Origin of the sequence: Caballeronia sp. TF1N1 (assembly GCF_022878925.1) — a bacterium.
GTDB lineage: Bacteria > Pseudomonadota > Gammaproteobacteria > Burkholderiales > Burkholderiaceae > Caballeronia.
This window is the reverse complement of sequence record NZ_CP084626.1, coordinates 2849335-2862594: the sequence shown is the minus strand read 5'-3', so window position 1 is coordinate 2862594 and position 13260 is coordinate 2849335. Positions and strand designations below refer to the sequence as shown.

14 protein-coding genes are annotated in these 13260 nt (G+C 62.4%); 4 read left to right on the top strand and 10 right to left on the bottom strand.

Going from position 1 to position 13260, the window contains the following annotated elements; genetic code table 11:
* Window positions 1-53 precede the first annotated feature (53 nt).
* The 4 genes from LDZ28_RS13445 to LDZ28_RS13430 form a co-directional block, all read right to left on the bottom strand.
* Window positions 54-953 (bottom strand): NYN domain-containing protein, encoded by a 900-nt coding sequence (locus tag LDZ28_RS13445; RefSeq protein WP_244826595.1) that lies wholly within the window; start codon window positions 951-953, stop codon window positions 54-56.
* 195 nt (window positions 954-1148) lie between these two features.
* Complete coding sequence (locus LDZ28_RS13440; RefSeq protein WP_244826594.1) at window positions 1149-1709, bottom strand: cytochrome b/b6 domain-containing protein; 561 nt, start codon at window positions 1707-1709, stop codon at window positions 1149-1151.
* 12 nt (window positions 1710-1721) lie between these two features.
* Complete coding sequence (locus LDZ28_RS13435; protein WP_244826593.1) at window positions 1722-1985, bottom strand: PepSY domain-containing protein; 264 nt, start codon at window positions 1983-1985, stop codon at window positions 1722-1724.
* A gap of 78 nt (window positions 1986-2063) precedes the next feature.
* Window positions 2064-3746 carry a thiamine pyrophosphate-binding protein gene (locus tag LDZ28_RS13430; RefSeq protein ID WP_244826592.1) on the bottom strand — a complete coding sequence of 561 codons (1683 nt, stop codon included), beginning with the start codon at window positions 3744-3746 and terminating at the stop codon, window positions 2064-2066.
* Window positions 3747-4150: 404 nt separating this feature from the next.
* On the opposite strand from LDZ28_RS13430, the gene flhF reads away from it, so the two are divergent.
* The 3 genes from flhF to LDZ28_RS13415 are packed head-to-tail and all read left to right on the top strand — an operon-like array spanning window position 4151 to window position 7598.
* Entirely contained in the window at window positions 4151-5935 is a 1785-nt protein-coding gene (gene flhF / locus LDZ28_RS13425; protein WP_244826591.1) for a flagellar biosynthesis protein FlhF, read from the top strand.
* Window positions 5928-6848 carry a MinD/ParA family protein gene (locus LDZ28_RS13420; protein WP_244828138.1) on the top strand — a complete coding sequence of 307 codons (921 nt, stop codon included), beginning with the start codon at window positions 5928-5930 and terminating at the stop codon, window positions 6846-6848. The genes flhF and LDZ28_RS13420 overlap by 8 nt, the downstream gene beginning before the upstream one ends.
* 18 nt (window positions 6849-6866) lie before the next feature.
* The gene (locus tag LDZ28_RS13415; RefSeq protein ID WP_244826590.1) at window positions 6867-7598 is read left to right on the top strand and encodes an RNA polymerase sigma factor FliA; all 732 of its coding nucleotides are present in this window, start codon (window positions 6867-6869) and stop codon (window positions 7596-7598) included.
* A 94-nt stretch (window positions 7599-7692) separates the two neighbouring features.
* Here LDZ28_RS13415 and LDZ28_RS13410 read toward each other — a convergent pair whose 3' ends face one another.
* Entirely contained in the window at window positions 7693-8787 is a 1095-nt protein-coding gene (locus tag LDZ28_RS13410) for a diguanylate cyclase (RefSeq protein WP_244826589.1), read from the bottom strand.
* Window positions 8788-8990: 203 nt separating this feature from the next.
* Here LDZ28_RS13410 and LDZ28_RS13405 point away from each other — a divergent pair, with 203 nt between their 5' ends.
* Window positions 8991-9974 carry an aromatic ring-hydroxylating dioxygenase subunit alpha gene (locus LDZ28_RS13405; protein ID WP_244826588.1) on the top strand — a complete coding sequence of 328 codons (984 nt, stop codon included), beginning with the start codon at window positions 8991-8993 and terminating at the stop codon, window positions 9972-9974.
* A 24-nt stretch (window positions 9975-9998) separates the two neighbouring features.
* Here the strand turns inward: LDZ28_RS13405 and LDZ28_RS13400 are convergent, their stop codons facing one another.
* The 5 genes from LDZ28_RS13400 to LDZ28_RS13380 are packed head-to-tail and all read right to left on the bottom strand — an operon-like array spanning window position 9999 to window position 13258.
* Window positions 9999-10838 (bottom strand): arylamine N-acetyltransferase, encoded by an 840-nt coding sequence (locus LDZ28_RS13400; protein WP_244826587.1) that lies wholly within the window; start codon window positions 10836-10838, stop codon window positions 9999-10001.
* A gap of 1 nt (window position 10839) precedes the next feature.
* The gene (locus LDZ28_RS13395) at window positions 10840-11520 is read right to left on the bottom strand and encodes an acetyltransferase (protein WP_244826586.1); all 681 of its coding nucleotides are present in this window, start codon (window positions 11518-11520) and stop codon (window positions 10840-10842) included.
* The gene (locus LDZ28_RS13390) at window positions 11517-12266 is read right to left on the bottom strand and encodes an SDR family NAD(P)-dependent oxidoreductase (protein ID WP_244826585.1); all 750 of its coding nucleotides are present in this window, start codon (window positions 12264-12266) and stop codon (window positions 11517-11519) included. The genes LDZ28_RS13395 and LDZ28_RS13390 overlap by 4 nt, the downstream gene beginning before the upstream one ends.
* A gap of 11 nt (window positions 12267-12277) precedes the next feature.
* Window positions 12278-13030 carry an SDR family NAD(P)-dependent oxidoreductase gene (locus LDZ28_RS13385; RefSeq protein WP_244826584.1) on the bottom strand — a complete coding sequence of 251 codons (753 nt, stop codon included), beginning with the start codon at window positions 13028-13030 and terminating at the stop codon, window positions 12278-12280.
* Between the two features lie 6 nt (window positions 13031-13036).
* Window positions 13037-13258 carry an acyl carrier protein gene (locus LDZ28_RS13380; RefSeq protein WP_244826583.1) on the bottom strand — a complete coding sequence of 74 codons (222 nt, stop codon included), beginning with the start codon at window positions 13256-13258 and terminating at the stop codon, window positions 13037-13039.
* Between the last annotated feature and the right edge of the window lie 2 nt (window positions 13259-13260).

Genomic DNA, 13260 nt, shown 5'->3' with positions numbered 1-13260 from the left:
GATGGCCCGGTCGTGTGCGACCGGGCCGTTCTTATTTGTGATCCAACGACAATTTAGCCAGTACGAACTTTCACGGCCTGCAAGCCTCTCGGCGTTTCATTAGCCTGGTAACTCACTTCCATGCCTTCTTCGAGTCCATCCGGGTCGGCATCCGTCAGAACGGCGTATCGGAAGTAGATGCTTGTGTTCGAACCGCTTGCCGGTTTGATGAAGCCGAAGTGATCTTTCAGACTTGCAATGACGCCCATCTTCCAGACATCCTCCGCTGCCCCAGAGGACGGAGGCCTGTCGCGTCTGATCTGAAACAACCCGCTCAAAACGGCCCGCTCGTCTCCTCGCGCGTCATCCATCCGGTCGATGACCTCGGACATCATCAATGGATAACTCACCTCGTTGAGCAACATCTGGCTCGGATTTGCGCCCTTTTGTTCTCTAGTCGTAGTCTCGAATGAGTAAGACCAGCAAACAACCATTACTCGAATACCAAGCGTCTTGAGCTTACGCGCGAGCGGTATGTAATCACTGTCGCCTGCAATAAGGACGACCACATTGAACTGCTTGTAAATGGAAAGCTCGAACGCTTCAAGAGCCAGCCAGACATCGATGCCCTTTTCCTTGCCAGCGAAGCTCATTGGGAAGTAATGCGCCGTGACGTTCTCCCGCATCAGGATGTCGTCGAGTACACGCTCGTTGAACAGAATGTCGTGGCCTTTGTCCGCGCTCTTGCGCGCTGAGAATCGGCCTCGGAAGTAATGCGCGTCGATCACCTGACAATCGCGCGCGTCCACTGTCTCGACAAGCGCTACTCTGTGGCGAATGTATTCATGCAAACCGTGAATCGAAAGCCATGCTTTTTTCGGATGCTGGTGCATGTAGTACTTGCTCACCAGATCAAAGTAATTCCCATCGTAGAAGACGCCGATCTTCGTCAGTTGCTTCGCTGCGTGAGACATCGTTTAGTTCGCTCCTTCTTCAAACTGAGGTGGCTCGCCGAATGGGCGATTAACTCAATTATCCAAAGCGAATGCAGGCTGCTGATAGTGTTTAATGCTTAAAAGAATCGGCTCGTGCGCCGACGTCACCGCTTGTTGCTGCCTAAATCTCAAGCGATCTATCAGTCATTTGCCGATTAGCTGAATCTGACGCGCTTAGGCATCAGTTGCTCGATCGCTTTCATCGTGCTGTTTAACGCGCTTGAGTCCCGTCACCATCCCGCCGATTAAATTCTCTCGTGTCCACAAGCTCATCGACACCGCCGCGACGACATGCACGCACACGCATATTTCGATCAGATAAGACAGCCATGTGTGGATCTCTTGTGGCCAGTCTTCGCCCCAGAAGGCATCGAGCCGCATGATCCAGCCGGATACCGCGAGCGCCAGTACCAGGAACCACAACGCAACGGCCATCAACGCGCCCAATGGATTATGCGAGACATGATGTAGGGGCTTGCCCGCTGCAAGCGAACGGAGATAGGTACGAAGCTGCGCGGCGCCCGGCCACCAGGCGGCAAAGCGCGCATGCCGCGAACCGACGAAACCCCACACGATACGCGCCAGCACCAACCCCGCCGCGATATAGCCAAGCACTCGATGCGTCTGGTCTGTTGGCCCAAAAAGATTCCATGAAACGACGCCCGCCACGATCCAGTGTGTGAGCCGGACCCAAAGATCCCAGACCTTCACGCGAGGGCCGGTCTTGGCAGACATGACGAAGCGCGCTTATTCGACTTCCGATTTCACGACAGCCAGCGTCTTGGTGTCGTAGTAGATCTCGACCTTCTTGCCATTCTTGTCGTGCCCGTAGATTTCATAGCAGTTGCCATCGATCTTGAACTTGCGGATCTTGTAGCGCTGCGCTTCGAGTTGCGCCTTGGCGTCCGACTCCTTGATCCACTCGCTCTTGGGATGCGCCGTGCAGTCCGCCTTCGCGAACGCGGCGCCGGAGAAACCCATTGCCAATGACAAAGCCAGTACCTTGAACATCGTCGACTCCCGGTGGTTTGAAGTCCGAACACTCTACTTCCACCGGAAGGACATCGCAAGTCAATCGAAAGCTATCCCTCAGCGCTTCCCCTGCTCCCGAATCTGTTCGAGCGTCGCGCCCGGCGTGCTCTGATCCGCCGGAATCCGAATCTCGATCACCGCGGGCAATCCGGAACTCACAGCGCGCTCGAACGCCGGCATGAACTGCTCCGTCGATTCGACCCGCTCGCCGTGCGCCCCGAACGCGCGCGCATAAGCCGCGAAGTCGGGGTTCGTCAGCCCCGTGCCATGGACCCGATGCGGATAGTGCCGCTCCTGATGCATGCGGATCGTGCCGAACTGCCCGTTGTTCACGACCACGAAAATCACCGGCAGCTGGTACTGCATCGCCGTGGCGAGTTCGTGGCTCGACATCATGAAGCAGCCATCGCCCGCGAACGCGATCACCGTGCGCTGCGGATACAGCGACTTCGCCGCGATGGCCGCGGGCACGCCGTAACCCATCGCACCGCTCGTCGGCGCAACTTGCGAGCGGAAGTGCCGATACGAATAATGCCGATGCAGCCAGGTCGCGTAGTTGCCCGCGCCGTTGGTGAGAATCGCGTCTTCGGGCAGGCGCTCCGAAAGCGTGCGCATGATCTCGCCGAGCTGGACATCGCCGAGCATGGGGCGCGGCTTGCGCCATTCGAGATACGCGGCGTGCGCCGTCTCGGCGCTGCCCGACCACGCGATCTGCGCGGGTGGTTCGAGCGCGGCAAGCATCGACGCAATCTCGGGCATGCCGGAGACGATCGGCAGATCGGCGCTATACACGCGGCCCAGTTCCTCCGCGCCCTGATGCACGTGAATCAGCGTCTGCTTCGTCTTCGGGATGTCGAGCAGCGTGTAGCCGCCCGTCGTCGATTCACCCATGCGCGGGCCGAGAACGAAGAGCACGTCCGCTTCGCGCACGCGCGCGCCCAGCGCCGGATTGATGCCGAGCCCGACATCGCCCGCGTAATTCGGATGCTCGTTATGAAGCGTGTCCTGATAGCGGAACGCGCATCCCGCCGGCAACTGCCAGCGCTCGATGAAGCGCGCGAAGTCCTGCGTCGCCTCGGCGGTCCAGCCGCTGCCGCCCGCGATCACGAACGGTGTCTTCGCGTTGGCGAGCAGTTCGCGCACGCGCTCGATCTGCGCCTGCGACGGCGCCGCCGCGACGCGCTGATAGCGCGGCACGGGCGGCGCCGCGTCGCACGCTTCGGTCAGCATGTCTTCGGGTAACGCCAGCACGACCGGGCCAGGACGTCCCGCCGTCGCGACATGGAACGCGTGGCTCAGATACTCCGGCACGCGGCGCGGATCGTCGATTTGCGCGACCCACTTCGCCATTTGCCCGAACATGCGCCGATAGTCGATTTCCTGAAACGCCTCGCGATCCATGTGATCCCGCGCGCATTGGCCGATCAGCAGGATCATCGGCGTCGAGTCCTGGAAAGCGGTGTGCACGCCGATGGACGCGTGCGTCGCGCCCGGCCCGCGCGTGACGATAGCCACGCCCGGACGCCCCGTCAGCTTGCCGACCGCCTCGGCCATGTTCGCCGCGCCGGCTTCGTGGCGGCAGACGATCGTCTGTATCTGGCTGGTTTCGTCGTGCAGCGAATCCAGGACGGCGAGAAAGCTCTCGCCCGGCACGCAGAACACGCGTTCGACACCGTGATGAACGAGCGCATCGACAACCAGACGCGCGCCGGTGGTCTGGCCATGAGAAGCGGATGCCATGCGAACAAGTCTCCTTTGTCAGTGAGCATCGGTGAGCCCGGGTTTCGAGCCGCAGACCGTAGCTTACGCCGCTGGATGGGACTCTGGCTGATGCAGTCCGGCCGCCTTGGCGCGCAACGCGCCTGCCGCCGCGCGCCTCACAGCCGGACAAACCGCCAAGCGACATCTCTCGTCCCGTCGCGTCGATCGTGCCAGACCGGCATTTTTTCCCGCATGACGCGCGACGCAATCCGCACGGCCGGGTTGTTTCCATCAGTCGAAATACCCCTCTTTCACACCCTTTATCCAGCGATAGGCCCGAAGTGATCTTCGCAATAATGGCTTCACTGAAAAGCGGGCACGGAAATAACCAAAGGGTGCTCGCCTCGCAAATATCGCTGCATTTATCCTCATCGGGGGCCAGTTTGAACATTCGTAAATTCATCGGCGCGAACAGTCGTGACGCTCTGCGCCAGGTCCGTGAAGCGCTCGGACCCGATGCCGTGGTGTTGTCCAACCGCACGCTCGACGATGGATCGGTGGAAATCGTCGGTGTCGCGGATAGCGATCTCGCTTCGATCTCGCCCGCGAAGGCCGCACGCGAACAAGCCGCCGCCGCGCCGTTCGCCAGCGCCACGCCGCGCGCCGCGCTTGCACAAGCCGCAGCCGCCGCGATGAAGCAGCAGGCCGCCGCTCCCAGCTCTCCGATGAACCCCTACGCCAGCGGCGATGTTTTCTCCTCCGTCTTCGGCAACACCGCCGACGCCGACGATTTCGACGAGCAAGCCGACGAAGAGCGCATGGAAGCACCGCGCACGATGGCCGATTCCAATCCGTGGTTGATCGAACATGCGCGCCGTATCGCGCAACAGGCTTCGGTGCCGTCGAACCGGCCGCTGACGCCGTCCGCCGCAATTGCACGCGGCATGGGCGTGCCGGTATCGGTCAAGGCAGCCGACGCACCGCGCCAGCAAGCGCCGCGTGCACAAGCCGCCGCGCAACCGGTTGCCGCCGCGCCTGCCGCACCCGCCGCGCAAGCGCACGCAAAGATCGAAACGCCCGACTGGGCGCGTGAAGCCGCGCAAGTCGCCGCACGCCGCGCCGCACAGAAGATCAACGCAGCACCGCAACCCGCCGACGAAGCGCCGGCCGCATCGGGCAATTTCGAAGGCTTGCCGGCTAATGCCGCAGCCGTCGTGACCGAAGCCATCCGCACGCGCATGGAGCAAGTCGTCAACGAAACGGTGATGAACGAACTCTCGTCGATGCGCGAGATGATGGAAGAGCACTTCTCGGGTTTGCTGTGGGGCGACCGCCAGCGCCGCAACCCGACCAACTCGGCCTTGACCAAGCGCCTCTTCGCCGCCGGTTTCTCCGCGCAACTCGTGCGCATGGTGATCGACAACATGCCGTCGATGGAGAACGTGGAAAACGCGCTCGAATGGGTGCAGCAAGTTCTCGAATCGAATCTGCCGGTGATGCCGAGCGAAGACGCGTTGATGGAACGCGGCGGCGTGTTCGCGCTGATGGGCCCGACGGGCGTCGGCAAGACGACGACCACGGCAAAGCTCGCGGCGCGCTGCGTGATGCGCTTCGGCGCCAGCAAGGTCGCGCTCCTGACGACGGACAGCTACCGGATCGGCGCGCATGAACAACTGCGCATCTTCGGCAAGATTCTCGGCGTGTCGGTGCACGCGGTAAAGGACGGCGCTGACCTGCAACTCGCGCTCTCCGAACTGCGCAACAAACATATCGTGCTGATCGACACGATCGGCATGAGCCAGCGCGATCGCACGGTCTCCGACCAGATCGCGATGCTGTGCGGCACGGGTCAGCCGGTGCAACGCTTGTTGCTGCTGAACGCCACGAGCCACGGCGACACGCTCAACGAAGTCGTGCAGGCCTACAAGAGTGCGCCGGACCAGCCGCCGCTCGCGGGCTGCATTCTGACCAAGCTCGACGAGGCGACCAACCTCGGCAGCGTGCTCGATACGGTCATCCGCTACAAGCTGCCGGTGCATTACGTATCGACCGGTCAGAAGGTGCCGGAGAACTTGTACGTCGCAACCAAGCGTTTCCTCATCAAGAGCGCGTTCTGCATTCCGCGCGATGGCTCGCCTTTCGTGCCGCAAGACGACGATGTGCCGGCGCTTCTGTCCGCACTGTCCGCACGCGCCACGACCGAACTGCATGGAGTCCATTTTGGATAAGTTCGTGCTCGATCAGGCTGAAGGCCTGAGAAGGCTGCTGACGCGCGCCAGTTCTCGCGTGGTGGCTGTAGTGGGCGGACCGGCGGGCATCGGTTGCACGTCGGCGGTAGTGAACCTCGGCGCGGCGTTGTCCGTGCATGGCAAGGATGTGCTCGTCATCGACGAGCGGCATAACGCGGGCTCGGTCAGCCGCATGGCGGGTGTGGATGGCGCGGGCGCGCTCTCGGCGGTGATGTCCGGCCGTCGCGAACTGCAGGATGTCGCGGTGCGCACGCCGATGGGTTTTTCGCTGATCGCCGCACCGCGCGATGAACGTATCAGCCACGATGCGGCGCAAGCACGCGCGCTGCTCGACGGCCCCGCGGATATCGTGCTGATCGATGCGCAACTCGATCGTAATGGCGCGCTCTCGTCGCTCGCGGCGCAGGCGCATGACTTTCTGATAGTGACGCGGGTAGCCGCGTCGGCGATCACCGAGGCGTATGCGTGCATGAAGCGCTTGCACTACGCCCACGCGATCGGCCAGTTCCGCGTGCTGATGAATCACGTGCAGGACGCAGCCGATGCAGCGGTCGCGTTCGACAACCTCTCGGGTGTCGCGAGCCGTTATCTGGCCGTTTCGCTCGTGCAGGCAGGGTATGTGTCCGAGGATGCGCGCGTCGCTCGGGCGAGGGAGCTCTCTCGGTGTGCGGTGGAAGCGTTTCCGGCTACGGCCGCGGCGCGCGACTACCGCTACATCGCAGCCGAGCTGCTGCACTGGCCGATGCGTCCCGCGCCGTTTTCGCGCGGCGACGAAGCGAGCCAGTACGACGCGCACATTCCGGTTGGCGAGTCTGGTGAAAGCGGACGGAAAGCGGCGCACCGAGCGGCGGCGTTTTCCGATCATGCAATGAGCAGCACGGCGTCGATGTGATATTGAAAGGTGAACAGGATGTATAACGCCCAAGGCAAACTCTCGCAGTCCGACGTGCTTACGAAATATGCGCCGCTCGTTCGCCGCCTCGGACTCCAGCTCGTCGCCAAAATGCCGGCGAGCGTCGATCTCGACGATCTGATCCAGGCCGGCATGATTGGCCTCCTCGATGCGGCTAGCCGCTACAAGGAAGATCAGGGCGCCCAGTTCGAAACCTACGCAAGTCAGCGTATTCGCGGCGCCATGCTCGACGAGTTGCGCGCCAACGACTGGTTGCCACGCAGCATGCGCAAGACATCGCGCGAAGTGGAGTCGGCGGTACACAAGGTGGAACAGAACCTTGGCCGTTCGGCCAGCGAGACCGAAGTCGCCGAGCACATGAAGATGCCGCTCGACGAGTATCAGTCGATGCTGCAGGACTTGCACGGCAGCCAGTTGATCTATTACGAAGACTTCGACCGCTCGGCGGACGACGAGCCGTTCCTCGACCGTTACTGCGTCGATCGTTCGGACCCGCTGTCGGCGCTTCTGGACGACAGTCTGCGCGGCGCGCTGATCGAAGCCATCGACAAGTTGCCGGAGCGCGAGAAGCTGCTCATGAGCTTGTACTACGAGAAGGGCCTCAACCTGCGCGAAATCGGCGCGGTGATGGAAGTGAGCGAGTCGCGCGTGTGCCAGTTGCATAGCCAGGCCGTGGCGCGTTTGCGTGCGAAGCTGCGGGAACAGTCGTGGACTAGCGTCGAGGCTTGAGTTCCGAGTTGTAGAGGCGCGCGAAGCCCCGAACCGGGGCCGCGCGCTTTTTGCTTTTGCCTTTGCAAAGGCGCTCGAATGCGCGCGGATGGGCTCAATGCATCTCGAAGTCGCGCGCCTCGGCGAACACCGTCTTGCCTTCGCCGAGACTCTTTGCGCGATACATCGCGCGATCGGCGGCTCTCAGCACGGCGGTGATATCGGCGTCATGCGCTTCTGCCGCGCTCGACAGCAAGCAGGCGCCGATACTCGCCGATACGCTCACTGGCCGCTCCTGCACCAGCGTGAGGTCGGCGAGCGCCGAATGGATGCCATCGGTGAGCGTGAGCACCGCGCTGCGATCGCGCATGTTGCGCGCGAGCACGACGAACTCGTCGCCGCCCAGCCGCGCGATGGTGTCGGTCTTGCGCATGCGCCGTGCAAGCAATTGCGCGAACGACTGCAACAGCACGTCGCCGACCGCGTGACCGTAGGTATCGTTCACGCCCTTGAAGCCGTCGAGATCGATCAGTAGCAGTGCGCTGGTATTCGCGTCGGCGGCTTCGGGCGCGGACATCGCGCGATTCACGGTTTGTTCGAGCGCGTAACGGTTATAGAGGCCCGTGAGCGGGTCCGTCGATGCCTGCCGCGCCAGCACGCGATTCGCGCTGCCAAGCCTGTCGACCAGCACGCTCAGATACACCGACGCGCCCAGCACGCTCAGCGCGAGCCCGAGCGCGGCGGCGCGGTTTGCCACCCACCACGGTTGCCACAACGCCAGCGCGACGATCGCGACGAGCGCCATCGCGCACGAAATGGCGAGCGTGCGCTTGCCGTAGCGGCATCCCGAGCCGATCAGAAACCAGAACACCACCCACAGCAGCGGCAAGGCGAGCGTGCCGCAGAGAAAGAGCATGGCGCCGAGCAACGCCTGATCGAGGATAGTGGTGATGACGAGCCGGACGTTGGACAGCGCCATCATCCGGCTGACGAGCAATAGTGTGATTGCACCGTAGGACACGTAGAGCGCGATCAACCGCGTGATCAGCGACGCGTTGGCCGAAGGGTGCCGCCACGCATACACCGCATAAGCCAGCAGAACTGCCGCTCCCATCCCGATACGCAGCATGGCTTGCTCGCGTTCGGGATTCCGGTTGCCGGACCATGCGAAGGCATAGGCCCGGCGTGCCGGTTGATGCGCCTGCTCCATACCGAACCCCTGGTGGTGATTTCTTGCTGTTATGGTCTTTTGCGCGTGTCTTTGCTGTCGCGCTTCTGTCTTATTGCGGCCCCGTCGCGATGTTCGTCTTCGACGACTGGTATTTTGCAACGTTTTGCCAAGCTGCTGTGAATCGTGTAAGAACGCATCTCGGACAGATGATTAACGGCGTTTTCTGCGGATGCTTCAGTGCTATGAGCGACGACTTTTCTCTCGCTGGCGAATGGCTGGCGGTCTGTAATGGCGATGACGTGCCGGCGGGTTCGACGCGAGCGTTCATCGTCGCGGATGAGCGCATCGTCGTCTGGCGCGATGCCGAAGGCGTGGCGCATGTCTGGCGTGACTACTGTCCGCATCGCGGCGCGCAACTGTCGCTGGGCACGGTGACGAACGATCAGCTCGCGTGTCCGTATCACGGCTGGCGCTACGACACGCTTGGTCAGTGCGTGCTGATTCCGTCGAATCCGTCGCTTCGGCCTTCGAAACGCGCGTGCGCCACCGCGTTCGTCGCCGAGGAGAAATACGGCGTCGTGTGGATGTGCTTCGGCGAGCCCGCGCACGCGCTCGATTTCTTTCCCGAAGCCGCCATTCCGGGCGGACGGCGCATCAACCTTGCGCCGCAGACGGTGAAGTCATCCGCGCCGCGTGTCGTCGAAAACTTCCTGGACATGGCGCACTTTTCGTTCGTGCACGTGGGCATTCTCGGCGAGGATGCGCATACCGAAGTGCCGGACTATGAAGTCGTGGAAAGCGCCGACGGACTCGAAGCGCGCCAGTGCCGTTTCTGGCAGCCGGCGGGTTTGCCGGGGCAGGGCGGCGCGATGATGGATTACGTTTATCGCGTGAAGCGGCCGCTGGTTGCGAGTCTCACGAAGATGGCGTCGGGGGCAATGGGCGCACTGCATATCATGCTGGTGGCGTCGCCCGTGACGCAGACCGAGACCCGCGCGTGGCTCGTTTCCATTCACGAAGACGAGACTTCGCACAGCGACGAGGAGCTGTACGACTTCAATATGGAGATTCTGCTGCAGGACACGCCGATCGTGGAGTCGCAATGGCCGAAGCTGCTGCCGCTCGCGCTCGATGCGGAGTTGCATCAGAAGTGCGACCGGATGTCGGTGGCGTATCGGAGATGGTTGGCGGGAATGGCGTTTGGGTGGGGGACGACGAGCGCGTGATTCGATGGCCGGTAAGCCACCGCATCAAACGCGCTTGATGAGTCGACCCAGCAAGTTCGTCAAGTCGCCGCCGGGCAGGCGGATGCCGAACTCGTCTTGCAGCACGGCCAGCAGTTCGTCGGTGCAGGAAATCTGACGGCGCTCGGCGACCGCATCGAGATGATGGACGCCGTAGTTGCCATCGACGAGACTCTTGCGTCTTCCCTCGTCCGTGCGCGCAACGACCAATTGCGACGCAAGCGGTGACGCCGGATGCGTCGAGATGAACCAGTTGCCTATCTCGAAGTCGATCTGTTCCTGACGTTGCAAGTCGAATACGTATAGCGCGCGCCAGACGCCGTTTATCCGCGCCTGAAGCACGTAACCGGCCTCGCGTTGCAGCAGCCTGAAACGTTCGAGCGATGTCGTTTGCTCGGCATCCGTATCGAGCCGCAGCGGAGTCGTCGGCACCATGCGGCCGAAGCCCACATCCGAGATGTAGTCGTCGCCCGGTCCAAACGTCACGAGAATCGACATATGCGTTCGCGGCGCCCACGCGGTTTCCGGGCCGCCCATGACGACGCGTCCCGTCAGGCCGCGCGCGTCGAATCCCAACTGCCTGAGCAATGCGAGAAAAAGCAGGTTGAGCTCGTAGCAGTAACCGCCTCGCCCGCCGAGCACGATCTTTTGTTCGAGCGATGCCACGTCGATGGACGTAGGCTCCCGCAAGAGCGTCGACAGGTTTTCGAACGGAAAGCGGCGGGTGTGGCGTTCCTGCAAGGCTCGCAACGTGGCGAGCGTCGGCTCGGGGCTGGCGCGAAAGCCGAGCTGCGACAGATAACCGTCGATGTGTTCAAGCCGCGCGGCCGTTTTAACGCGTGCCATGTCAACGCTCGTTGCCCATTTCGCCGATGACCATCGCCGGATTGCCGAACACTTTGGTACGCGCCTTCACGCGTCGCAAGACCACGCTGCCTGCGCCGACATACGCGCGGTCGCCGACGTTGCACTTCGGCAGCAGCGTCGCGCTGCTCGCGATAAACACTTCCTCTCCCACGTTGACGTGACCGTTCAGTTGGCATGCACCGCAAATCTGCGTGTAGCTGCCGATAGACGTGTCATGCGCCACGCTGCTGTGAGTGCCGATAAACACGTGGCGGCCCACGTCGATATCGCACGACATCTGCGTGAACGGACAGATGATTGAGCCCGCGCCGAGTTTCACGTCCCTGCCCACGAGCGCCGTCGGATGCACGAGGATACCGAACTCCGCGCCCTTGTCTTCGAGCAGGGTGACGTAGGCGCGCTTCTGCGACGGATCGCCTATTGCGCAGAGAAAAATGTCGTCGTCGAGCGGTAGATAAGCTTCGGGCGAGCCGATGATGGGCGCGCCGCACGCAAAGCCGTCGAGCATGTCGGTGCGGCTGTCGAGAAACCCCTTGACCTTCCATGGCGTTCCCGCAGCGATGGCCTGTTGCGACCAGACGAGCACTTCCCGCCCCAACGCGCCCGCGCCCACGATAATGAGATTTTTGATGCCGGTCACGGCTGCGAGCGTGTGTGTCATGCGGAAATGTTCACCGAGCGGCCGCCATCGACCACGAGTTGCTGGCCCGTGATCCAGCGTGCATTGTCGGACAACAGGAATTCGGCCATGCCGGCTATGTCGCTTTCACGCCCGAGACCTAGCGGATACGACTCCGCCATGCGCTCGCGCACTTGCTCGTTGCCGAATATCGAATCCGTCATGGGCGTATGAACCGCGCCGGGCAGGATGGAGTTGACGCGAACCGATGGCGCCAGTTCGACGGCGAGCGCGCGCATATAGGCATCGAGCGCGCCCTTGCTCGCGCAATAAACCCCGAGTCCCTTGGCGCCGAACTGACTCGCCGTACTCGACACGAACACGATGTTGCGGAGCGCCTTGTCGTTCACCTTGCGTCGCACGAGCAGGCGAGAAATTTCCATGGCCGACATGAAGTTCACGTTCATGACTTCCACCGCGCTCGCGCGCTCGAGCAAACGAAGCGGGCCGATGATCCACGCGCCGGCGCAGTGGACGTAGTTCTCGATACGCATGCCGCGAGACGAAACGAAATCGACGAAGCCGGACTCGATCTCGTCCAGTTCGCGAAGATCCTGCACCCACAATGCGTGGGCGTCGGGGTTAGCGCAAAGCTGTCGCGTCTCCTCCAGCCGCGCCCGGTCCCTGCCGTGCAACACGAGCGACCGCGTGGAGGAAAGCTGAATGGCCGTTGCCCGGCCTATGCCCGATGAGGCGCCCGTAATCAGGCTATGAAATTCGTGGCTCATGACTGTCTCGCTCAGGACGCGGTGTAGCCGCCGTCGCAGACCAGCACCGAACCGGTGATCCAGCGACCGGAGTCGGCAACGAGAAAGGCGGCCGCATTGGCGATGTCTTCGGGCGTGCCCAGACCCAGCGGATGCGCGGATTCGATCTGCTTGCGCTGCTCTTCACTCCAGTGCCGGGAGTTTTCGTCGAACATCGCGGTCTTGACGAATCCGGGAGCAATGCAATTGACGCGGATACTTCTCGGCGCAAACTCCAGAGCCGCCGATTTTGCAAGGCCGGTGAGCGCGGCTTTCGACATGGCATAAGCCGACGCACCGGCGGAGCCGACGATGCTCATGACCGACGAGATGAACACCACCGAGCCGCCATTTGCGCGGCATACGCTGCGGTGCTGAAAGCCGCGCAGCAACGCGAGCGCAGCTTCGGCATTCACGCTGAACACTTCACGATAGCGCGCGGGCGTCAGCAAGCGGGTAGGCGCAATGGAACTGATTCCCGCCGCGTGCACGAGCCCGGAGAACGGTCCCCCGGCTTGCGCCAACTCGGCGAAGAGGCCGGGCAGGCGTTCGGTATCGAGAAGATCGAAGGTCACCGTCTTCGCGTTGAGGCCGGCGCTTGCTTGCTGAAGCCGCGCATCGTCACGATCCAGCATGACGACGGCCGCGCCCAGCGCGCTGAACAACTGGCTGGTCGCGAGACCGATGCCCGACGCCGCACCCGTGACGAGGATTCGTTGACCTTCGAGGTTCAGAGGATTCGACATGAATGCTCAGGCGTGCTGTTTTTCGAGCGCGGCGAACAAGTCCGCGGCGCAAGCGAATTCGCTGATGCCCTTGGCGCTGATCGCGACGCCAAGCTCCTTGTCGAGCCACGCAATCAATGCGAGCGCGGTCAGGGAATCCCAGTTGTCGTAATGGTCGAGCGGCAGGTCTGGGTCGACCGAATCGACTTCGAGCAACTCGGCGAGGTTGGCGTAAAAAACGTCTTTCATCT